Genomic DNA, 18,842 nt, shown 5'->3' on the forward strand with positions numbered 1-18,842 from the left:
AAAAATCTGAGCCAGCCTGACGGAATTAGTCGGACTTAAAGCTATTTAAGTCAAAAACAGGAAAAGTAATGGTAAAGCCCTGGCTAAATACATAGAATCCCCAGCACATCCATAAGTCAGCTATTTACTATGCTCGAATTGCTTTACACCGCCCTTCTCTACCTAATTCAGCCTTTGATCTGGATACGGCTTTGGGTGCGCGGACGTAAGGCCCCGGCCTATCGTAAACGCTGGGGTGAACGCTACGGTTTTTATCGCCGCCCGCTGAAACCAGGCGGAATTATGCTCCATTCCGTTTCTGTCGGAGAAACACTGGCAGCAATTCCTTTGGTTCGCGCGCTGCGGCACCGCTATCCTGACCTGCCGATCACGGTCACCACGATGACGCCGACCGGCTCCGAGCGTGTTCAGTCCGCCTTCGGCAGCGATGTTCAGCACGTCTACCTGCCTTACGATTTACCCGATGCGCTGGGACGCTTCCTGAATCAGGTCGATCCGAAGCTGGTACTGATTATGGAAACGGAGCTGTGGCCGAACCTGATTGCCGCGCTGCATAAACGCCATATTCCACTGGTCATCGCCAATGCGCGTCTTTCTGCTCGCTCCGCTGACGGTTATGCGAAGCTGGGGAAATTTATCCGCCGAATCCTCCGTCGTATTACGCTAATTGCGGCGCAAAATGAAGAGGATGGTCAGCGCTTTGTGACGCTGGGCGCGAAGAACAATCAGGTGACCGTCACCGGCAGTCTGAAATTCGATATTTCCGTGACGCCACAACTCGCTGCGAAGGCGGTTACGCTCCGTCGCCAGTGGGCGCCGCATCGCCCGGTGTGGATAGCCACCAGTACCCATGATGGCGAAGAGAGTATTATTATTGCCGCGCATCAGGCATTGTTACACCAGTTCCCCAATCTGCTATTGATTCTGGTCCCGCGTCATCCGGAACGCTTCCCGGATGCGATTAACCTCGTGCGTGAAGCCGGGCTAAGCTATATAACACGTTCCTCCGGCGAAGTACCATCTGCCAGTACGCAGGTCGTTGTGGGTGATACGATGGGTGAACTGATGCTACTTTACGGAATTGCCGATCTGGCGTTTGTCGGGGGATCTCTGGTTGAGCGTGGCGGACATAATCCGCTGGAAGCCGCGGCCCACGCAATTCCCGTGCTGATGGGACCTCACACCTTCAACTTCAAAGATATCTGCGCCCGTCTGGAGCAGGCCAGCGGTTTGATTACGGTCACGGACGCCACAAGCCTCGCCAAAGAGGTTTCCTCTTTACTGACCGATGCCGATTATCGTAATTTCTATGGTCGTCACGCAGTTGAAGTACTCTATCAAAACCAGGGTGCGCTACAGCGCCTGCTGCAACTGCTGGAACCTTATCTGCCACCGAAAACGCATTGAGGGCTGTTATGCAAAAACGGGCGATTTATCCAGGCACTTTTGATCCGTTGACGAACGGCCATATCGATATCATCACGCGTGCTACGCAGATGTTTGACCATGTCATTCTGGCGATTGCGGCGAGTCCTGGTAAAAAACCAATGTTCACCCTTGAGGAGCGCGTTGCGCTGGCTCAGCAGGCCACAGCCCATCTGCCTGGCGTTGAAGTACTGGGCTTTAGCGATCTGATGGCAAATTTTGCGCGTGAGCAGCAGGCCAATATCCTGATTCGTGGATTGCGCGCCGTCGCGGATTTTGAATACGAAATGCAGTTGGCCCATATGAATCGTCATTTGATGCCAGAACTGGAAAGCGTCTTTCTGATGCCTTCGAAAGAGTGGTCCTTCATCTCGTCGTCACTGGTGAAAGAAGTGGCCCGCCATCAGGGTGATGTCACCCACTTCCTGCCAGAGAATATTCATCAGGCGCTGCTGGCCAAACTCAAATAGCGTCCCTGAGCCGGGACGCTTCACCCTACTTCTGGCACTGGCGGCAATAATACGTCGCACGCTGCGCGTGTTTTGATGCCACGATCGGCGTTCCACACACTCTGCACGGCTCGCCTTTGCGGCCGTAGACCTGTAACTCCTGGGCAAAGTAGCCCGGCTTACCGTCGCTTTGCAGAAAATCTTTCAGCGTCGTCCCGCCCTGCTCTATTGAACGTAGTAAAACGGCCTTAATCACGCGCACCAGAAGTTCATATTCAGCCTGCGACAGCGACGACGCCAGACGATCAGGGTGAATGCCGGCAGCAAACAGGGATTCGCTGGCGTAGATATTCCCGACCCCCACCACCAGTTTGTTATCCATCAGCCAGGGTTTAATCGCCGTTTTCTTCTTCGCGCACTTCTGTTGCAGGTATTCACCGTTGAAATCGTCGCTCAATGGTTCAGGGCCGAGATGCGCCAGCACGTTGTGCCCTTCCAGCGCTGTCGTCCACAGCCAGGCGCCAAAGCGACGAGGATCGGTGTAGCGCAGGACTTTACCATTACTCATCACTAAATCGACGTGGTCGTGTTTTTCTGCCGGAAGTTCTTCAGGAAGGATACGCAAACTGCCCGACATCCCCAGATGGATGATTATCCAGCCATCGGGTAGTTCCAGCAGGAGGTATTTCGCGCGACGCTGAACGCTGAGCACCGGTTTGTCACTCAGACGATAGATCTCTTCTGATACCGGCCAACGCAGACGTCCATTACGCACATTGGCATGCAGAATGGTTGCCCCGACCAGATGCGGCTCAATACCGCGGCGGCTGGTTTCGACTTCAGGTAATTCAGGCATAACGTCTCCGGCTGTGTATCAGGTCTCACTAATATGGGGATGGCCAGAAAACAAAAAACCCCGCCGAAGCGAGGTTTTTCATTACAGCAAAGTGAAAATTACTTAATTTTCGCTTCTTTGTAGAGAACGTGCTGACGGACAACTGGATCGAATTTTTTCAGTTCCAGTTTTTCCGGCTTAGTACGTTTGTTCTTCGTGGTGGTATAGAAGTGACCAGTACCAGCAGAAGAAACCAGCTTGATCTTCTCACGAATACCTTTAGCCATGATTTATTTCCTCTTAGTACTTAGTACTTTTCGCCACGGGCACGCAGTTCAGACAGAACTGTATCGATGCCTTTCTTATCAATTACACGCATACCTTTAGCAGATACACGCAGGGTGACAAAACGCTTTTCGCTCTCAACCCAGAAACGGTGAGAGTGCAGGTTAGGCAGAAAACGGCGTTTAGTCGCGTTCAGTGCGTGGGAACGGTTGTTACCGGTCACCGGACGCTTGCCAGTAACTTGGCAGACTCGGGACATGTCTATTCTCCAAAAATCAAATTAGCTCGAGCTTCGTATGGGGTATCGGCGCCTCGTCAGGCTTTACAGCCCGGTCATCGCGGTTCTAAGCGAACACTCGATTGCCAGGCCCAAATGCCAAACCCGAGATTCTCAAAGGTGGCGTAGTATACGCTGAGTCAGCGATGTGCTCAAGTCCCGAACAGACAAAGATCCCGATGGATCGCGCAAAGTGCGTCAAATCCAACCACGTTCCGCAAACGAAACGTACTCTCCGCGTCCAATGACAAGGTGATCAAGCACACGGATATCCATGAACTGACAGCATTTTACGACACGCTCGGTGATAAGTTTATCCGCTTTACTCGGCTCTGCACACCCCGACGGATGATTATGTGCAAGGATCACCGCAGATGCATTGATTTTTATCGCTTCACGAATAATTTCACGCGGATGGATCTCAACATGGGTGAGCGTGCCAGAAAAAAGACGGCTATGTTTAATGACCTTGTGTTGGGAATCGAGAAAAACCACCATAAAAACTTCTCTCTCTTCCCCCGCAAATTGACTCTGCAAAAAATCCCGAGTTAACAACGGGCTGAGTAACGGGTTTGAGCCTTTTATTTGTACTTCATAAAAACGACGGGCCAGCTCCGCAATGCCTTTAAGCTGCGCATATTTTGCCACGCCAATCCCTGTCACCGCGCTGAACTGAGAGTAGTCCGCCGTCAACAAGCTATAGAGAGAGCCAAAATGTTCCAGGAGCTCTTTTGCCAGCGTAAAGACATCTTTCCCGGGCGTTCCTGTCCGCAAGAAAAGCGCCAACAGTTCGTCATCCGTCAGCGTATCCACCCCAAGCGCTAACAGTTTTTCCCTCGGCAGTACATACTCAGCAGTTACCATCCCCACACCTCCTTATGCCAGTATGAATGGTGACATAGCCCTGAGGGGGAATCGACGTACAAATTCCACTCCTGCGTAGCGCCTCGCAAAGTGATTCATGGGTGAACGCACGACAGTTTACGGATTGTGATAAAATATCCGCCTTCTGGTGTAATCCAACAGGAAAGATCATGATGAGCCTGGCCGGTAAAAAAATCGTTCTCGGCGTCAGCGGCGGCATTGCTGCCTACAAAACCCCTGAACTGGTGCGTCGCCTGCGCGAACGCGGTGCCGATGTTCGTGTGGCAATGACCGAGGCGGCTAAAGCCTTTATTACCCCACTCAGCTTACAGGCGGTTTCCGGGTATCCCGTTTCCGACAGTCTGCTGGATCCCGCGGCAGAAGCCGCAATGGGTCATATCGAGTTGGGAAAATGGGCCGACCTGGTGATTCTCGCCCCTGCCACCGCCGATCTTATCGCGCGTGTCGCAGCCGGTATGGCAAACGATCTGGTGTCCACGATTTGTCTGGCAACACCTGCGCCCATTGCCGTTTTACCGGCGATGAACCAGCAGATGTACCGGGCTGCGGCAACTCAGCATAATCTGGACGTTCTGGCTTCCCGTGGGCTGCTCATCTGGGGACCGGACAGCGGCAGCCAGGCATGCGGCGACGTGGGTCCTGGCCGCATGCTGGATCCCTTAACGATTGTCGATATGGCCGCGGCGCATTTCTCCCCTGTCAACGATCTACAACATCTCAATATCATGATTACCGCGGGCCCGACGCGTGAGCCGCTCGATCCGGTGCGTTACATTTCCAACCACAGCTCCGGTAAAATGGGGTTTGCTATCGCCGCAGCGGCCGCCCGTCGTGGGGCGAACGTTACGCTGGTCACCGGCCCCGTATCGTTACCCACGCCGCCTTTTGTACAGCGTGTCGATGTGATGACCGCGCTGGAGATGGAAGCGGCGGTGCAATCCGCTGTACAACAGCAACATATTTTTATCGGCTGCGCTGCCGTAGCAGACTATCGCGCCGCCGTTGTCGCACCGGAAAAAATCAAGAAACAAGCAACGCAGGGTGATGAATTAACAGTAAAAATGGTCAAAAACCCGGACATCATCGCCGGGGTTGCTGCACGTAAAGACCATCGTCCCTATGTCGTTGGGTTTGCCGCGGAAACGAATAATGTGGAAGAATACGCCCGGCAAAAACGTAACCGCAAAAACCTTGATTTGATCTGTGCAAACGATGTTTCTATTTCAGATCAGGGATTTAATAGCGATAGCAACGCTCTACACCTTTTCTGGCAGGATGGAGATAAAGTCTTACCGCTTGCGCGCAAAGCACTCCTTGGCCAATTATTACTCGACGAGATCGTGACCCGTTATGATGAAAAAAATCGACGTTAAGATTCTGGATCCGCGTGTTGGCAAGCAATTCCCGCTGCCGACGTATGCCACCTCCGGTTCCGCCGGACTTGACCTGCGGGCATGTCTCGATGACGCCGTAGAACTGGCGCCGGGCGCAACCACGCTGCTGCCAACCGGGCTGGCTATTCATATTGCCGATCCCTCTCTGGCTGCCGTCATCCTGCCGCGCTCGGGCCTGGGCCATAAGCATGGTATCGTGCTGGGCAACCTGGTGGGGTTGATTGACTCCGACTATCAGGGGCAACTGATGGTGTCCGTCTGGAACCGAGGTCAGGACAGTTTCACCATTGAACCGGGTGAACGTATCGCCCAGATGGTCTTTGTGCCGGTCGTACAGGCCGAATTTAACCTGGTGGAAGAGTTTGATGCCACCCACCGTGGTGAAGGCGGTTTCGGCCATTCCGGTCGTAAGTAAGAAAGTTACGCATCCCGATAACGTCATAACATCACCGCAAGCCCTGTGTTTGCGGTCATAGTGTGGATGCTCGCCTGCAAGTGCTTATTTTCAGGGGTATTTTGTAACATGGCAGAAAAACAAACTGCGAAAAGGAATCGTCGCGAAGAAATACTTCAGTCTCTGGCGCTGATGCTGGAATCCAGCGATGGAAGCCAGCGCATCACAACGGCAAAACTGGCGGCTTCTGTCGGCGTTTCCGAAGCGGCGTTGTATCGTCACTTTCCCAGCAAGACCCGCATGTTCGATAGCCTGATTGAGTTTATCGAAGACAGCCTGATTACCCGTATCAATTTGATTCTGAAAGATGAAAAAGACACCCACGCGCGTCTGCGTCTGATTGTGTTGTTGATTCTGGGTTTTGGTGAGCGCAATCCCGGCCTGACGCGTATCCTGACCGGACATGCGCTAATGTTTGAACAGGATCGTTTGCAAGGGCGCATCAATCAACTGTTTGAACGCATTGAAGCGCAACTGCGCCAGGTGCTGCGGGAAAAGCGGATGCGCGAAGGTGAAGGATACGTGACGGATGAAACGTTGCTGGCAAGCCAGTTGCTCGCCTTCTGCGAAGGTATGCTGTCGCGCTTCGTGCGTAGTGAATTCAAATACCGTCCAACGGATGATTTCGACGCCCGCTGGCCACTGCTCGCCTCACAACTGCAGTAATGTTTGCCGGATAGCGCGCGCGTTATCCGGCCATCCTGCTTAAACGCCAAATTCTTCCCGATACGCCCGCACCGACGCCAGATGTTCAGCCATTTCCGGCTTCTCTTCCAGATAAGCAATCAGCTCTTTCAGGGTAATGATGGAAATCACCTTACAGCCATAATCGCGCTCGACTTCCTGAATGGCGGAAATCTCGCCACGGCCCCGTTCCTGACGATCTAAAGAGATCAGCACACCAGCCAGCGTCGCGCCATTGGCCTGGATGATTTCCATCGACTCGCGGATAGCCGTACCGGCGGTGATCACATCATCCACCAGCATCACGCGCCCCTGCAATGCGCTGCCAACCAGGTTACCGCCTTCGCCATGATCTTTGGCTTCTTTGCGGTTAAAGCAGTACGGCAGGTCCTTGTCGTGATGCTCCGCCAGCGCGACCGCCGTGGTGGTCGCAATGGGAATGCCTTTGTAAGCCGGGCCAAAAAGCAGATCAAACTCAATACCAGAATCCACCAACGCCTCGGCGTAAAAACGGCCTAACAGTGCCAGATCGCGCCCGGTATTAAACAGCCCGGCGTTGAAGAAATAGGGGCTCTTGCGCCCAGATTTCAGCGTGAACTCGCCAAACTTGAGTACCTGTTTGTTAAGCGCAAACTCAATAAACTGGCGTTGATAGGGTTTCATGGATTCGCTCCTCATTTCACTTTCATCATTGACATAATCTACGGACAAAAAAAAGGCGACTCACTGGTCGCCTTAAAATCAATTCTCTAACGCCGCCTTCTGCGTCGCGACAATGGATTCGATTCCCCCTCGGGCCAATGCCAGCAAGGTGAGAAGTTCTTCATGGCTGAACGGTTCGCCTTCTGCCGTCCCCTGCACTTCAATGATTCGACCGTCTTCGGTCATCACCACGTTCATGTCGGTTTCCGCCGCCGAGTCTTCAACGTACTCCAGATCGCAGAGCGCTTCGCCGTTGACGATCCCCACGGATACCGCAGCAACCATCCCTTTCATCGGATTGGTTTTCAGCTTACCGCTGGCCACCAGCTTGTTCAGCGCATCCGCCAGCGCCACACAGGCACCGGTAATGGAGGCGGTACGCGTGCCGCCATCGGCCTGGATCACATCGCAATCCAGGGTGATAGTGAATTCACCCAACGTTTTGAGATCGACTGCGGCGCGCAACGCACGGGCGATCAGACGCTGAATTTCCATCGTACGACCACCCTGCTTGCCCTTTGCGGCTTCGCGCGCATTACGGGTATGCGTTGCACGTGGCAACATGCCATATTCAGCGGTGATCCAGCCCTGGCCCTGACCTTTCAGAAAACGCGGTACGCCTTCTTCAATCGAGGCCGTGCACAGCACTTTGGTATCTCCAAATTCGACCAGCACCGAGCCTTCAGCATGTTTTGTATAGTTACGGGTCAGGGTTACGGGACGCACCTGATTAGCGCTACGGCCTGCTGGACGCATATTGAGATCTCCGGCTTGAAACGAATGTGGCTGCGCATTATACGGACTTCCGGCGGTTATTCCTATCCTGACAAGGCCGGGATGGCTATAATCCCCTCATCTCTCCTTTGAAAACAGGAACGTCTATGATCCGCAGCATGACCGCCTACGCCCGGCGTGAAATCAAGGGTGAATGGGGTAGCGCCACCTGGGAAATGCGCTCGGTAAACCAGCGTTATCTGGAAACTTACTTTCGTCTGCCGGAACAGTTCCGTAGCCTTGAGCCTGTTGTTCGTGAACGCATCCGTACGCGCCTGACACGCGGTAAAGTCGAGTGCATGCTGCGCTTTGAGCCCGATGCGAGCGCGCAGGGCGAGCTCATCCTGAATGAAAAGCTCGCAAAACAACTCGTGAACGCGGCCAACTGGGTCAAAATGCAGAGCGATGAAGGGGAAATCAATCCCGTCGATATCCTTCGCTGGCCTGGCGTTATGGCAGCACAGGAACAGGATCTTGATGCCATTGCGGCTGAGATTCTGACCGCGCTGGACGGTACGCTTGATGATTTCATCGTTGCCCGTGAAACGGAAGGTCAGGCTCTGAAAGCGCTGATCGAACAACGTCTGGAAGGCGTCAGCGCTGAAGTTATTAAAGTCCGCGCCCATATGCCAGAAATTCTGCAATGGCAGCGTGAACGTCTGGTCGCTAAGCTCGAGGACGCGCAGGTCCAGTTGGAAAATAACCGTCTGGAGCAAGAACTGGTCCTGATGGCGCAGCGCATTGATGTGGCAGAAGAGCTGGATCGCCTGGAAGCCCACGTCAAAGAAACCTACAACATCCTGAAGAAAAAAGAGGCGGTAGGCCGCCGTCTGGACTTCATGATGCAGGAATTCAACCGCGAGTCGAATACGCTGGCGTCGAAATCCATCAATGCGGAAGTGACCAATTCCGCTATTGAACTGAAAGTCCTGATCGAGCAAATGCGCGAACAGATTCAGAACATCGAGTAAAGTTTCACGCGATCTCGCGTAGTCTCACTAAGTCTTACCTGGATAAAAAGGCCATTGTAAATCATGGCCTTTTTTGTTTTATATAGTCTCATATCGTATCACTAGAGCGCGTGTTTCGTGTGTACATAGACGTGTACATACTGGCATTTATGACACGCAGTTTATGTACACAGCAATGAGACAAGATAAGCATGGCAAAACTGACAGACTTACAGATCAGAGCATGGAAAAATTCAGGCGAGCATTTTGAGGGAAGAGCTGATGGAGACGGGCTGTATCTATGCTTCCCAAAGAATTACTCAGCTCCATTTTGGCGCTTTCGCTATCGTTTTGCGGGAAAGCAGCGGGCAATGGTCATAGGCTCATATCCTGAACTGTCACTAGCCAAAGCACGTGAAACGACCAGAACGCTATCAGCCCGTGTTGCGTTGGGTTACGACGTATCGGGAGAGAAGCAAGAACGTAAAGCAGAAGCGTTGAAGAAGATGGAGGAAGCCAAACATGCGCTACGTGTTTCAGAGTTGGCCGCTGAATACTTTGAACGTCAGATCCTCAATCGCTGGAAGCATCCAGACATCCTACGCCGCCGTATAGACAAGGATATAAACCCTAATATTGGGGATATGAGAATCGAGGACGTTAAAGCCAGTCACATTGACGACATGCTGCAAAAAATCGTCCAACGTGGCGCACCTACAGTCGCTAATGATGTATTGAGGTGGACTCGCCGTATCTTCAATTACGGTATAAGACGCCATATGCTAGAAACGAATCCTACTGGTGCTTTTGAAATTGATGATGCGGGTGGGCAGGAAAAAAGCAGGGAACGCTGGCTAAGCCGAGAAGAGCTTGTGCGATTTTTACAGGCAATGCCAATGACAAAAGGTTTCTCACGTCAGAACGAGCTTACGATGAAACTTCTGCTGGTGTTCTGCTGCCGTAAGATGGAGCTGTGTGGTGCCCGTTGGGAAGAGTTCGATTTTGATGAAGCAGTTTGGCGCTTACCCGCAGAACGGGTTAAGAATGGCGATGCAATCGATATACCTATCCCGGAAGTGGCTCTTGAATGGCTGAAAGAACTGCATCAGATGTCCTGCAATAGCCAGTGGGTACTTCCGGCCAGAAAGATGCAGCACCGGATGATCCCACACATTCAGGAAAGTACATTGCCGGTAGCGTTAGCAAAAATAAAAACCAATATGCCCGGCATTCCTAATTTTACTATTCATGATTTTCGACGTACCGCGCGATCACATCTTGCGGCGTTAGGGGTTGATCCGATAGTTGCAGAGCGCTGCCTGAACCACAGAATCAAAGGCGTTGAGGGGATTTATAACCGTTATCAGTACTTCGATGAGAGGAAACAAGCGCTTGAGCAGTGGGCTGACTTGCTTGTTTCTTTAGAAAGAGGCGAGGACTATAACGTGACGCCATTGAGAAAGAGCATCGCGTAAATGCCATGGCACATAATTGAACTGATTGCCGAACATGTGCCAAATGTTGCTAACATCAGTTATGGTGGTCAAAACGGAGTAGGTCCGGGATAAGTAAGAAGACCAAACAGGCTTCTAACCTCAGAAAATCTTCCGATTAAGATTGCTTGAAAAATGCTTCTCCCATCCCAATAACATAACCTCCGTTTTATTACCAAAAGGAGACCACCATGGGAGAGCAGTACCGCATGTCTCGTCAGCAGCGTGTATCTTTCACTGTTGAAGAATCAAAATTGATTGATGAAGCACGTAACCTTATGACTGCTGCTACGGGAAAACCCGTCACCACTAACCGATTCATCAAAGTATCAACCATCCAAAGAGCTGAAAAAATCAACAACGGTGGCACTGATGGCAACGCCTAAAAATGAACCAACAAAACCAAATCATGTGTACAAAGTAGGATTTGGTGTCAATCAGACAGATAAAATTAACAAAGCAGCTAATAGTGTTGATGAAACACCAGAACAATTCATTAAAAAAAGCACATTAAAAGCAGCGGAGGTCATTAACAGCGCTGCCGGAGTTGCAGGCAAAAAGTGACAGGATAATCAATGGCATCGCGGAAAATATCGATGCCATCATCCTTAGAAATTTAGTGAGCTTACTAGGCTCGTTTGCAATCATATTCATCCTCTTCCTGAAAGCCGCACTCTTCACGTCTATAGATTTTCCAGCCTACTAATGCCCACAACGATGCAGTGCTTTATATCTGCACACTGCTTTGATAGTTTAGGCGTTCTACACACAGTAAGGATGCCTATTCGTGAAAAGAGATATCCGATCAATAAATTTTAATCTCATTAAACTTGACCAAGAAAACGTCAGATTTGGTGGTGATATTGCGCAAAATCAACGCGAAGCTATTGAGTTGATGCTGGCAGACCCAGAAGATGCAAAGAAAATTCTAAAACTTGCAGAGCACATTGCTCTTTATGGTCTTGATCCCACAGAATTACAGCTTGTAACTCCTGACGATGAGGGAAACTACATCGTACTTGAAGGAAACAGGCGATTAACTGCGTTGAAGTTGTTACAACGTCCAGATTTGTGCACACAAGAAAAATACTACAAAGATTTTTTGGCGGCCCATAATGAAATTGCGAGGAGCTTCCCTAGCGAAATCGAATGCAGTGTGGTTGCTACTCGAGAAGATGGTGATGTTTGGGTAGAGCTGAAGCATACCGGTCAAAATGGTGGTGCTGGACGTGTACCGTGGGATAGCGATATTCGTGATGAGCGCCGAGCAAGGCAAACAGGTGTTGAATCTATAGGGCGACAAATACGAGAGATTGTCCGAGATAATCCTGAAATATTTAATGAAATAGCCATCAGTGACATTTATCAAATCCCTGTCACTACACTAACGCGTCTTTTTGCTTCCAAAAGGGCTCAGGATGCGTTTGCAGTATTTATCAAAGACCGCCAAATACAGTTCAAATATAAATTAGTTATTTCTGCACCATCAATTGAGTTCGCTATACGTATGTTCCGTCATGAAGGATACAACGTTAATGATGTACGCAGTGATGATGACAGAAAGACCTTCCTCAGTCATATACCGCCAGAATTAAGTCCAGAACATCTGCATCAACAATCAATTAAACCCACTACTACCCCAGATGGTAATCCGACTGGCAGCGAAGGCGGTGCCGGGCAAGGTTCTTCAGGGGGAAGTCATTCTGGATCAGAGGACGATGAAACAACCGATAGCGGTTCTGGAAGCCCAAAAAAAGGTGGGGGTAATGGCCAAAAAACAAAGGCAAAAGGCTCATCAAAAAGCCGAAAATACCTTATTCCATGGTCTCTCAACATAACTAACAGTAGGATCAATGAAATCTACCGAGAGTTACGCTCTATGCTTGAAGTAGAGCGAGTTCCCAACGCTACTGCGATCACATTTAGAGTGTTTCTCGAAGTAAGTTGCGATGATTACAGAAGCCGCATGGCACATACAGGCAGCGGAGTTTACAGACATGATAATAATAAACCGCTTACTGAAGATGATAAACTTGCGATAAAAATTACTTCTGTCGCAAAACATCTCGAATCAGCAGGACTCATAACCAAACCAGAATCAAAAGCGATAAGTCGCCGAGCGGCAGGTACACAAACCGTTGGGTCAGTAGACCACTTAAACCAGTTTGTCCACAGCACAGCAAGCCCTCCACTACCATCTGAGCTAAAAGATGTCGCTGAGGAATATCTGCCAATGCTTAGAGCAATCTGGCCATAACATGCTGGCCAACTTAGAGCAGTTAAGCTAAACTAGCTCCTAAGTTGGCATACTAACTCTTTGTTCTAATATGAAAAAATCAAGCTATTCAACACCATTACGTTATCCTGGCGGTAAAGGTAAATTTGCGTACTACCTCAAAAGGTTGATTGAGGCTAATGGCCTGAATGACGGACACTATGTTGAGCCTTACGCAGGAGGAGCTGGCGTTGCCTTAGACTTGTTATTTAACGAGTTTGTTTCGAGAATACATATTAATGACCTAGATCCCGCCGTTTATTCATTTTGGTGTGCAGCGGTCAATCATACAGAAGAACTTTGCTCTGCAATTTCAAAAATACCTGTCACTATAGAACAATGGGAAATACAAAAGAAAATCATCAATAATATTGATAACAATTCTCTTGTCGATGTTGCATTAGCAACTTTTTTCCTGAACCGTACCAATCGTTCTGGAATATTAAAAGCAGGAGTTATTGGTGGGAAAGACCAAAGCGGGAAATGGAAATTAGATGTTCGATTTAACAAGCCAGATTTAATATCAAGAATACAAATGATAGGTGCATTTGGATCGAGAATTAACATTCATAATTATGATGCTATTGCACTGATGGATAATGTTGTAAAGACCTTACCCAAAAACACACTTTTATATTTAGACCCGCCCTATTATCACAAGGGTTCAGGTTTGTATCGAAACTTTTATAATCATGAAGATCATGTTGCCATTTGCAAAAAGCTCGATGAAGTAAAACACCCGTGGATTGTATCTTATGATAACGCGGTGGAAATCAAAGAAATTTATTCTGAATATCGACAGGAAGAATATTTTCTGAACTATACAGCGCAAGAGAAGCGTAAAGGTTCCGAAGTAATGATCTTTGGTCCAGGAGTAATTATACCGTCAAAAGGTTTAAAAAAATAAAATTATGTTTACATAAATTGTATAAAAATAATAATGAATAGATTTTATGATGGCCGTTTATAGAATAATAAAAATATTAAGGCAAGTATCTTTTATAATACTGATACTTGCCTATTAATTATCTCTTCCTATATTTACCATCAATAGAACCAATAGCAGAAACGCCGCAATAGCTCTCGCAGCTACGAGTCATAAGATTAATAGCCCTATCTTTCAACTCACTAATCACCGCTACACATGTGCTTGATGAATCGCTATAGACCCAGCGATTTAGCTGCTCAGTTCCCGCCTCAACAGATTCGGCAATACCTTCCATATTACAGACACCGGAAGCATCTCCATGCGATGCGTTAATACTGAACTTAGCAGAACCATTTTTGACAGACAAAGATAAAGTGCCATTATGTTTAATGTATTCATTAGCATGTGCAAAACTAATACTGAAAGTGAGAACAAACGCTAAAGTAAAAACTTTCATCACTAATCCCTTTTATTAGACTTGTAGTAAGCAAAGAATAATTAACCATCAATCAAACTACCACTATTTGACAGGGTTATTGTTTATGGCAACGTTTGCATAATTTATGAATATGCTAGAAAGACCTCGTGTATCTCGTAACGTAACAGCTTCAAAAACTTCATTACCAGAAACGATACCAACCAAATAAAGCTCCCCTCCTTCTTCTCTCATTACAAAACCTGAATATGGCTGTCCTGAAACCTTTATTCTAAATCCGACATAATCTTTATAATCGATCTTATCAATCGATTTAAAACTTGGTAACTTATGCATCAGCAATAAATAATCTCCTAATGTAGAATATGTAACGTAACTTCCGCTATCTATGTACACATCAGATTTCAACTGCTTTTCTGTAAACCCCATCTCATGAATGTTACTCTCATTCTCCTTTTAGGAGTCGTTAATGGCATCCGATGATAACTGATTCCTTTCCTCTTGATTAATTACATCCATAGCATCAGAATACTTAACATAATTAATTTTCCCGCGAACATACTCGAAACACTTATCCCAAAGATAATTAATACGTTTAGCATACATATTTTCAAGACATTGAGCATCGCTGCAATTACTCCGCTTACCAAGCCATTCTATTTGTGATTTTTTCATATCCTGTTTAACACCATCTGGCATTTCAGAGTTCATTGCTATCTTGTAGTTATGAGAAAGAAAATCATCAAGTCGATTTAACTTAAAATCTGAACAAATCATCGTTTCGACCGCAGACTCTGCATTTTTACATTCGAAAGAGGCAGCATAAGTTGTACTACATGCAAGCAATGAAACGAGTAAGATGATTTTTCTATTGACGATAATATTAATAATTTTTCCTTATTAAGAAATTAGCCTAAGCTATAGCTTTTATTAACCCGTCGATGGTGTAAGTTGAGGAATTATATGGAGACTCAATGAATCTAAACGTACCTGCGCCAACGATATGATTCATTATCCGCACATCCTGGGAGGATGATTTTCCACAGAACTGCGCTCTATGGTAAAATGCAGAATACGCTACAAGCCCCTCTCCCCAAGTAATATCCCTTGTTGGACCAACAATTGCGTTGCAGAAGGATTTATGGAAATTGAATAGTTGCCCTGCCCCCCGCCCAACAGAACAACTCGAGAAACAAAGACACTTACCTCTCAAAATTGGCCATGCAATGCGATCAAAATCTTTCCATGAGATAAATCCATCATCAGTTAGGGAAGGTGCGAATAAGCGGGGAAATTCTTCTCGGCTGACTCAGTCATTTCATTTCTTCATGTTTGAGCCGATTTTTTCTCCCGTAAATGCCTTGAATCAGCCTATTTAGACCGTTTCTTCGCCATTTAAGGCGTTATCCCCAGTTTTTAGTGAGATCTCTCCCACTGACGTATCATTTGGTCCGCCCGAAACAGGTTGGCCAGCGTGAATAACATCGCCAGTTGGTTATCGTTTTTCAGCAACCCCTTGTATCTGGCTTTCACGAAGCCGAACTGTCGCTTGATGATGCGAAATGGGTGCTCCACCTTGGCCCGGATGCTGGCTTTCATGTATTCGATGTTGATGGCCGTTTTGTTCTTGCGTGGATGCTGTTTCAAGGTTCTTACCTTGCCGGGGCGCTCGGCGATCAGCCAGTCCACATCCACCTCGGCCAGCTCCTCGCGCTGTGGCGCCCCTTGGTAGCCGGCATCGGCTGAGACAAATTGCTCCTCTCCATGCAGCAGATTACCCAGCTGATTGAGGTCATGCTCGTTGGCCGCGGTGGTGACTAGGCTGTGGGTCAGGCCACTCTTGGCATCGACACCAATGTGGGCCTTCATGCCAAAGTGCCACTGATTGCCTTTCTTGGTCTGATGCATCTCCGGATCGCGTTGCTGCTCTTTGTTCTTGGTCGAGCTGGGTGCCTCAATGATGGTGGCATCGACCAAGGTGCCTTGGGTCATCATGACGCCTGCTTCGGCCAGCCAGCGATTGATGGTCTTGAACAATTGGCGGGCCAGTTGATGCTGCTCCAGCAGGTGGCGGAAATTCATGATGGTGGTGCGGTCCGGCAGGGCGCTATCCAGGGATAACCGGGCAAACAGACGCATGGAGGCGATTTCGTACAGAGCATCTTCCATCGCGCCATCGCTCAGGTTGTACCAATGCTGCATGCAGTGAATGCGTAGCATGGTTTCCAGCGGATAAGGTCGCCGGCCATTACCAGCCTTGGGGTAAAACGGCTCGATGACTTCCACCATGTTTTGCCATGGCAGAATCTGCTCCATGCGGGACAAGAAAATCTCTTTTCTGGTCTGACGGCGCTTACTGCTGAATTCACTGTCGGCGAAGGTGAGTTGATGACTCATGATGAACCCTGTTCCATGGCTCCAGATGACAAACATGATCTCATATCAGGGACTTGTTCGCACCTTCCTTAGAATAAATCCCTCGTCAGTCCCATGAGCACTAATATGCACATATTTTATATGTGCTCGCAGGGCTATCTTTAATGCCTTGACTAACATTTCCTTATTAACAACCTCAAGACTTTTTGCGCTTACCCCCTGTAATTCCAGAATCTTCCTTAGCGTATTCCCCTCATATCTCTCGTCATATATATCAAGATCACTGCGTGATTCAATAATAAGTATCTTCTGTTTTTTCATCGTACATACCAAAGCGCACATCCAATCGCAGTTTTATAATCGACTTAATATCAGTAGCAACCTTTACAGGAAACAAAGCAATCGTGGATGCACCAGACCCCTGCACATCCCTGATCTCCATAAAACAGCTATAGATGCACAAAAACACATTTTATAGACATTTAAGGGAGTGAGGTGTGGTATATGGCTCAGTTATCCTCAGATAGTGCAGACAAGCAGGTAGGCCAACGCATCCAGATGCGGCGCAAAGAACTGGGAATGACCGCACAGCACTTAGCTGAACTCGTTGATATCTCTCATCAGCAACTTTCCCGCTATGAACGCGGAACTAACAAGATTAACGTGGCTCACCTTGTTAACATAGCAATTAAGCTCAATACACCGATCAGTTGGTTTTTTATTGATTGATTCTCAACGCTAGATAACGAGTCAAAGAAAAAACAAGATTTTGTGCCCGTAAAAGATGCAGATTTGAAACATCGCTTTGATCAAATTTGGCCTCAATTGACCCATGAGCAAAGACGTGTACTGATTATGCTCTTAAACAAATATACGAAATGAGGCCCAAATGTAAAGCCTCATTTCTGCCAATTAATTGATTATTAACTTCCTTTTAATACTTTTTATCTACCATTTTGAGCACTTTAATAACTTTATCTTTATAAAAATACTGTTCAAGAAACCCGCCTTTTAAATAGGTAATTGACCTGCTCCCCGTTGATTAGTACACCCCGATGTTAGTAATGTCTTCATAAGCCACATGAGGACATCCCCATGAAGAAGCGTTTTTCCGACGAACAGATCATCAGTATTCTCCGCGAAGCCGAAGCTGGGGTACCCGCCCGTGAACTCTGCCGCAAGCATGCCATTTCCGATGCCACGTTTTACATCTGGCGTAAGAAGTATGGCGGTATGGAGGTGCCTGAAGTTAAGCGCCTGAAGTCGCTTGAGGAAGAGAACGCCAGACTCAAGAAGCTGCTTGCCGAAGCCATGCTGGATAAAGAGGCGCTTCAGGTGGCTCTTGGGCGAAAGTACTGACGACAGACCAGAAGCGGGAAGCCGTGATGTTGATGTGTGATGCGACCGGTCTGTCGCAACGTCGTGCCTGCAGGCTTACAGGTTTATCCCTGTCGACCTGCCGCTATGAGGCTCACCGTCCGGCTGCTGATGCGCATTTATCAGGGCGCATCACTGAGCTGGCACTGGAGCGCAGGCGTTTTGGCTACCGTCGTATTTGGCAGTTGCTGCGCCGTGAAGGGCTTCATGTTAATCATAAGCGCGTGTACCGGCTTTATCACCTCAGTGGCCTGGGCGTAAAACGCAGAAGACGTCGTAAAGGGCTGGCAACAGAACGTCTGCCGCTGCTCCGTCCGGCGGCGGCCCAATCTGACCTGGTCGATGGATTTCGTCATGGACGCACTTTCCACCGGTCGCAGGATCAAGTGTCTTACCTGCGTCGATGATTTCACAAAGGAATGCCTGACGGTCACTGTTGCCTTTGGGATTTCAGGCGTTCAGGTCACGCGTATTCTGGACAGCATTGCACTGTTTCGAGGCTATCCGGCGACGATAAGAACTGACCAGGGGCCGGAGTTCACTTGCCGTGCACTGGATCAATGGGCCTTTGAGCATGGTGTTGAGTTGCGCTTAATCCAGCCGGGCAAGCCAACGCAGAACGGATTTATTGAGAGCTTTAACGGACGATTTCGCGATGAATGTTTGAATGAGCACTGGTTCAGCGATATCGTTCATGCCAGGAAAATTATTAATGACTGGCGGCAGGATTATAACGAATGCCGCCCGCACTCCACGCTGAATTATCAGACACCGTCTGAATTTGCAGCGGGCTGGAGAAAGGGTCATTCTGAGAATGAAGATTCCGACGTTACTAACTGAGTG

General features: G+C 48.5%; 21 protein-coding genes and 2 pseudogenes. 13 read left to right on the plus strand and 10 right to left on the minus strand.

The window, feature by feature from the left end; genetic code table 11:
- Nucleotides 1-129: 129 nt before the first annotated feature.
- A complete protein-coding gene (gene waaA, locus F384_RS19625; protein ID WP_046492134.1) occupies nt 130-1,407 on the plus strand; it encodes a lipid IV(A) 3-deoxy-D-manno-octulosonic acid transferase in 1,278 nt (425 codons plus the stop codon).
- A gap of 8 nt (nt 1,408-1,415) precedes the next feature.
- Nucleotides 1,416-1,895, plus strand: coding sequence for a pantetheine-phosphate adenylyltransferase (gene coaD / locus F384_RS19630; RefSeq protein WP_046492137.1), 480 nt, complete (start codon nt 1,416-1,418; stop codon nt 1,893-1,895).
- A gap of 25 nt (nt 1,896-1,920) precedes the next feature.
- On the opposite strand, the gene mutM is transcribed toward coaD, so the two are convergent.
- The 4 genes from mutM to radC all read right to left on the minus strand — a co-directional run bounded on the left by mutM (nt 1,921) and on the right by radC (nt 4,135).
- Nucleotides 1,921-2,730 carry a bifunctional DNA-formamidopyrimidine glycosylase/DNA-(apurinic or apyrimidinic site) lyase gene (mutM, locus tag F384_RS19635; RefSeq protein WP_046492140.1) on the minus strand — a complete coding sequence of 270 codons (810 nt, stop codon included), beginning with the start codon at nt 2,728-2,730 and terminating at the stop codon, nt 1,921-1,923.
- 98 nt (nt 2,731-2,828) lie between these two features.
- Nucleotides 2,829-2,996, minus strand: coding sequence for a 50S ribosomal protein L33 (rpmG, locus tag F384_RS19640; protein ID WP_003024094.1), 168 nt, complete (start codon nt 2,994-2,996; stop codon nt 2,829-2,831).
- Between the two features lie 20 nt (nt 2,997-3,016).
- Complete coding sequence (rpmB, locus tag F384_RS19645; protein WP_002436699.1) at nt 3,017-3,253, minus strand: 50S ribosomal protein L28; 237 nt, start codon at nt 3,251-3,253, stop codon at nt 3,017-3,019.
- A gap of 216 nt (nt 3,254-3,469) precedes the next feature.
- On the minus strand, nt 3,470-4,135 hold the full coding sequence (radC, locus tag F384_RS19650) for a RadC family protein (protein WP_046492179.1): 666 nt from the start codon (nt 4,133-4,135) through the stop codon (nt 3,470-3,472).
- 173 nt (nt 4,136-4,308) lie between these two features.
- Here radC and coaBC point away from each other — a divergent pair, with 173 nt between their 5' ends.
- From coaBC to slmA, 3 genes are all read left to right on the plus strand, one after another.
- A complete protein-coding gene (coaBC, locus tag F384_RS19655) occupies nt 4,309-5,529 on the plus strand; it encodes a bifunctional phosphopantothenoylcysteine decarboxylase/phosphopantothenate--cysteine ligase CoaBC (protein ID WP_162200268.1) in 1,221 nt (406 codons plus the stop codon).
- Nucleotides 5,507-5,965 carry a dUTP diphosphatase gene (dut, locus tag F384_RS19660; protein ID WP_042998633.1) on the plus strand — a complete coding sequence of 153 codons (459 nt, stop codon included), beginning with the start codon at nt 5,507-5,509 and terminating at the stop codon, nt 5,963-5,965. Before coaBC ends, dut begins: the two co-directional genes overlap by 23 nt.
- 108 nt (nt 5,966-6,073) lie before the next feature.
- Entirely contained in the window at nt 6,074-6,670 is a 597-nt protein-coding gene (slmA, locus tag F384_RS19665; protein ID WP_046492184.1) for a nucleoid occlusion factor SlmA, read from the plus strand.
- A 39-nt stretch (nt 6,671-6,709) separates the two neighbouring features.
- Here the strand turns inward: slmA and pyrE are convergent, their stop codons facing one another.
- Together pyrE and rph are read right to left on the minus strand one after the other, a co-directional pair.
- Nucleotides 6,710-7,351 carry an orotate phosphoribosyltransferase gene (gene pyrE / locus F384_RS19670; protein WP_046492186.1) on the minus strand — a complete coding sequence of 214 codons (642 nt, stop codon included), beginning with the start codon at nt 7,349-7,351 and terminating at the stop codon, nt 6,710-6,712.
- Between the two features lie 78 nt (nt 7,352-7,429).
- Entirely contained in the window at nt 7,430-8,146 is a 717-nt protein-coding gene (gene rph, locus F384_RS19675) for a ribonuclease PH (protein ID WP_042998636.1), read from the minus strand.
- A gap of 125 nt (nt 8,147-8,271) precedes the next feature.
- Here rph and F384_RS19680 point away from each other — a divergent pair, with 125 nt between their 5' ends.
- The 6 genes from F384_RS19680 to F384_RS19705 all read left to right on the plus strand — a co-directional run bounded on the left by F384_RS19680 (nt 8,272) and on the right by F384_RS19705 (nt 13,789).
- On the plus strand, nt 8,272-9,135 hold the full coding sequence (locus F384_RS19680) for a YicC/YloC family endoribonuclease (RefSeq protein WP_046492189.1): 864 nt from the start codon (nt 8,272-8,274) through the stop codon (nt 9,133-9,135).
- A 191-nt stretch (nt 9,136-9,326) separates the two neighbouring features.
- A complete protein-coding gene (locus F384_RS19685) occupies nt 9,327-10,589 on the plus strand; it encodes a tyrosine-type recombinase/integrase (RefSeq protein WP_046492191.1) in 1,263 nt (420 codons plus the stop codon).
- A gap of 209 nt (nt 10,590-10,798) precedes the next feature.
- Complete coding sequence (locus F384_RS19690) at nt 10,799-10,993, plus strand: hypothetical protein (protein ID WP_046492194.1); 195 nt, start codon at nt 10,799-10,801, stop codon at nt 10,991-10,993.
- Nucleotides 10,980-11,171, plus strand: a complete 192-nt coding sequence (locus F384_RS19695) for a hypothetical protein (RefSeq protein WP_046492198.1) — start codon at nt 10,980-10,982, stop codon at nt 11,169-11,171. Before F384_RS19690 ends, F384_RS19695 begins: the two co-directional genes overlap by 14 nt.
- 223 nt (nt 11,172-11,394) lie before the next feature.
- Nucleotides 11,395-12,864 carry a hypothetical protein gene (locus tag F384_RS19700; RefSeq protein ID WP_046492201.1) on the plus strand — a complete coding sequence of 490 codons (1,470 nt, stop codon included), beginning with the start codon at nt 11,395-11,397 and terminating at the stop codon, nt 12,862-12,864.
- Nucleotides 12,865-12,934: 70 nt separating this feature from the next.
- On the plus strand, nt 12,935-13,789 hold the full coding sequence (locus F384_RS19705) for a DNA adenine methylase (protein ID WP_046492204.1): 855 nt from the start codon (nt 12,935-12,937) through the stop codon (nt 13,787-13,789).
- Nucleotides 13,790-13,907: 118 nt separating this feature from the next.
- Here the strand turns inward: F384_RS19705 and F384_RS19710 are convergent, their stop codons facing one another.
- The 4 genes from F384_RS19710 to F384_RS19720 form a co-directional block, all read right to left on the minus strand.
- Complete coding sequence (locus tag F384_RS19710) at nt 13,908-14,267, minus strand: hypothetical protein (RefSeq protein ID WP_046492206.1); 360 nt, start codon at nt 14,265-14,267, stop codon at nt 13,908-13,910.
- A gap of 63 nt (nt 14,268-14,330) precedes the next feature.
- A complete protein-coding gene (locus F384_RS30475) occupies nt 14,331-14,675 on the minus strand; it encodes a hypothetical protein (RefSeq protein WP_052746960.1) in 345 nt (114 codons plus the stop codon).
- Between the two features lie 27 nt (nt 14,676-14,702).
- The gene (locus F384_RS30480; protein WP_226991610.1) at nt 14,703-15,092 is read right to left on the minus strand and encodes a lysozyme inhibitor LprI family protein; all 390 of its coding nucleotides are present in this window, start codon (nt 15,090-15,092) and stop codon (nt 14,703-14,705) included.
- A 570-nt stretch (nt 15,093-15,662) separates the two neighbouring features.
- Entirely contained in the window at nt 15,663-16,643 is a 981-nt protein-coding gene (locus tag F384_RS19720; protein ID WP_000019402.1) for an IS5-like element IS5 family transposase, read from the minus strand.
- Nucleotides 16,644-17,126: 483 nt separating this feature from the next.
- Here F384_RS19720 and F384_RS30695 point away from each other — a divergent pair.
- Both F384_RS30695 and F384_RS29260 read left to right on the plus strand, forming a co-directional pair.
- A pseudogene (locus tag F384_RS30695) lies at nt 17,127-17,504 on the plus strand (helix-turn-helix domain-containing protein).
- A 213-nt stretch (nt 17,505-17,717) separates the two neighbouring features.
- Nucleotides 17,718-18,839 (plus strand): annotated as a pseudogene (locus F384_RS29260) (IS3-like element ISSen4 family transposase).
- The last annotated feature ends 3 nt before the right edge of the window (nt 18,840-18,842 follow it).

It is taken from the genome of Citrobacter amalonaticus Y19 (assembly GCF_000981805.1).
Lineage (GTDB): Bacteria > Pseudomonadota > Gammaproteobacteria > Enterobacterales > Enterobacteriaceae > Citrobacter_A > Citrobacter_A amalonaticus_C.

Coding starts and splice junctions, on each gene's coding strand:
- F384_RS19680 (WP_046492189.1), top strand. CDS start 8,272: ATGATCCGCAGCATGACCGCCTACGCCCGGCGTGAAATCAAGGGTGAA.
- F384_RS19720 (WP_000019402.1), bottom strand. CDS start 16,643: ATGAGTCATCAACTCACCTTCGCCGACAGTGAATTCAGCAGTAAGCGC.
- coaD (WP_046492137.1), top strand. CDS start 1,416: ATGCAAAAACGGGCGATTTATCCAGGCACTTTTGATCCGTTGACGAAC.
- dut (WP_042998633.1), top strand. CDS start 5,507: ATGATGAAAAAAATCGACGTTAAGATTCTGGATCCGCGTGTTGGCAAG.
- F384_RS30475 (WP_052746960.1), bottom strand. CDS start 14,675: ATGGGGTTTACAGAAAAGCAGTTGAAATCTGATGTGTACATAGATAGC.
- coaBC (WP_162200268.1), top strand. CDS start 4,309: ATGAGCCTGGCCGGTAAAAAAATCGTTCTCGGCGTCAGCGGCGGCATT.
- F384_RS19685 (WP_046492191.1), top strand. CDS start 9,327: ATGGCAAAACTGACAGACTTACAGATCAGAGCATGGAAAAATTCAGGC.
- rph (WP_042998636.1), bottom strand. CDS start 8,146: ATGCGTCCAGCAGGCCGTAGCGCTAATCAGGTGCGTCCCGTAACCCTG.
- F384_RS19710 (WP_046492206.1), bottom strand. CDS start 14,267: ATGAAAGTTTTTACTTTAGCGTTTGTTCTCACTTTCAGTATTAGTTTT.
- pyrE (WP_046492186.1), bottom strand. CDS start 7,351: ATGAAACCCTATCAACGCCAGTTTATTGAGTTTGCGCTTAACAAACAG.
- radC (WP_046492179.1), bottom strand. CDS start 4,135: ATGGTAACTGCTGAGTATGTACTGCCGAGGGAAAAACTGTTAGCGCTT.
- rpmG (WP_003024094.1), bottom strand. CDS start 2,996: ATGGCTAAAGGTATTCGTGAGAAGATCAAGCTGGTTTCTTCTGCTGGT.
- F384_RS19690 (WP_046492194.1), top strand. CDS start 10,799: ATGGGAGAGCAGTACCGCATGTCTCGTCAGCAGCGTGTATCTTTCACT.
- slmA (WP_046492184.1), top strand. CDS start 6,074: ATGGCAGAAAAACAAACTGCGAAAAGGAATCGTCGCGAAGAAATACTT.
- F384_RS19705 (WP_046492204.1), top strand. CDS start 12,935: ATGAAAAAATCAAGCTATTCAACACCATTACGTTATCCTGGCGGTAAA.
- waaA (WP_046492134.1), top strand. CDS start 130: ATGCTCGAATTGCTTTACACCGCCCTTCTCTACCTAATTCAGCCTTTG.
- F384_RS19695 (WP_046492198.1), top strand. CDS start 10,980: ATGGCAACGCCTAAAAATGAACCAACAAAACCAAATCATGTGTACAAA.
- rpmB (WP_002436699.1), bottom strand. CDS start 3,253: ATGTCCCGAGTCTGCCAAGTTACTGGCAAGCGTCCGGTGACCGGTAAC.
- mutM (WP_046492140.1), bottom strand. CDS start 2,730: ATGCCTGAATTACCTGAAGTCGAAACCAGCCGCCGCGGTATTGAGCCG.